Origin of the sequence: Actinomadura sp. NPDC000600 (genome assembly GCF_040492135.1) — a bacterium.
GTDB lineage: Bacteria > Actinomycetota > Actinomycetes > Streptosporangiales > Streptosporangiaceae > Spirillospora.
Window position 1 is genome coordinate 1 of sequence record NZ_JBEUPD010000104.1, and the last position, 1,911, is coordinate 1,911.

Consider the following 1,911-nt stretch of genomic DNA (forward strand, 5'->3'; position numbering starts at 1 on the left):
CCCGCAGCCTCGCTGGTTCCCCCCTGCTGGGCGGGGCCTTTCGAAGATCACGCCTTGCCGTCGCGGATTCCGGCATACGCCATCTAGCTCACATAGTGCCCCGGACCACTCGAGCATGGGAACCCCCTCACTGTGACGACGCTTGAACCGGGCGGACACGCCAGAACACAGAGGGACCCCGGGGCGTCATCGCTGACTCCCGGAGTCTCGTGCTGGCACCGCTCACCTAGGGTCGCCCCGCTGCAAAAGCTTTGGTGCTACGCGTCCTCCGCAGTCCCGGACGTAAGGGCTCCCGCCCAGGTCAAGGGTGCAACGTGCTCGGTGTTTCACTGCCCGTGCTGCTGTTGGACGCTGCCGCGCCGTTCTGGCCGTCCTCGGCGAGGGCCTCCGGGATGAAGCGGGAGTAGCTCTCGCGTAGGTGCTGCGTGACGCGGTCGTCGGTGGCCTCGTAGTTCAGCTGACGCTGGAAGAACAGCAGTTTCTTCTCCGCCGTATCCAGGATCTCGCCCCAACTCTTGACCCAGACTTCATAGTCGTGGTGGTCGTCGGCGAGGCCCTCCGGTTTGTCCTTCTGCCGAATGTCGCGAAGGATCTTGTCCGAGTAATCGTAGGTGATCAGGTAGAAGCGCCATTTGCAGTCGACGCCGCTGTACTGCGGGTCGTCGACGATGGCCCGGGCATAGCCCTTGATCTGGTCGAGTTCCTTCTTTCCGACTCGGACGGTGGGGCGCTTGAGCTCGATGATGAGCCGTTCAGTGGAGCTGTCGTCGCGTCGGCTGCGGAACAGCAGGACGTCCACCCGGCCGCTGCGTCCGTCCGGCTGCGTGACGGGCTCGAGCTGGTTCTCCAGGACGACGTCCTCACCAAGCTGGTCTTCCAAGTGGGCTTGGAGCACGTTGGTGAGCCCGACTTCGTTCATGGCCATGTTCCAGTCCTCACCGAACAGCCAAAGGTTCTTGGCAATCATGGGGTGAAGCTGGTCGACTTCACGCAAGTCTTTGCGGAGCTGAGGGTCGGCGAGGATCTTCCGCAACGCGCCGATGAAGTTCAGGCGGTTGGTGACAGTGGTAGCGGCCTCGATGACATGGGTCAGGTCAGTGCTGTCCAAGAGATTCTTCAAATGCCGGCGGTCTTCGTCGCTGAGCGCGAGGACCTTTGCCAGGATGGTGTGGAGGTCGCCCGGACTGCTTTCCAGCGCAGTCTGGATGAGACTCACGGAAAGCTGGCGGGCTGCGCCCTTGACCGGGAGGGCGTCGCGGGCGACGGTCACCACGACGTCGAAGGTCTGGCGCTCGATCGCCTGTGTACCGCTGGCGGACGGCCCCGAGTAGGGATAGATGCCTTCGTCCTTCAGCTGCCGTACCACCGCTGCGGAAATCTGGGCGCCCCGGAGGGCCAGGTGTTTCTGGACGGCCTTGGCGGCCACGTCCAAGAGACCGCCGTGGGACATGGGCAGGCCGTGCAGGTCGTCAACGGAGATGTCGTTGAACAGGCTGGACCGCAGGTAGGGCGTGAAGCTGACGATGCTGTCGGTCCACTCCCGGCCCTGTTCATACAGAGCAATACCGTCGGCGTTGCAGATGAGCATCCTGCGGTCGCTCATCCGCTGGTTCCACTCCACGAAGGTCACGACGGGGGCCGGGTCCTCCTGGGTGTACTCCTCTGGCAGGTCCAGCCGCAGGTCGATGGGTTCGCCGACGATGATGTCGCTGGGGTCCAGCCGCTTGCCGTCGAACGTCACGGAAACGTCGGGGTAGGCCCTGAGGTAGAACGCCAGCTTCGCGGTGAGGTTCGCAGCAGCATCCTGGCGCTCCAGGCCTCGCAGTGGCTTCCCCTGGGGTACATCGATCCGGACCGTGGTGCCGGTCTTATCGCGGGCGGGCTCCGTCTCTACGACCCGCCAGATGGTGG

1 protein-coding gene is annotated in these 1,911 nt (G+C 64.1%); it reads right to left on the bottom strand.

What is annotated here, in order from left to right; genetic code table 11:
• Nucleotides 1–301: 301 nt before the first annotated feature.
• The coding region (locus tag ABWI07_RS43960) for a PDDEXK family nuclease (RefSeq protein WP_353822188.1) at nt 302–1,911 on the bottom strand (1,610 nt) is incomplete at its 5' end.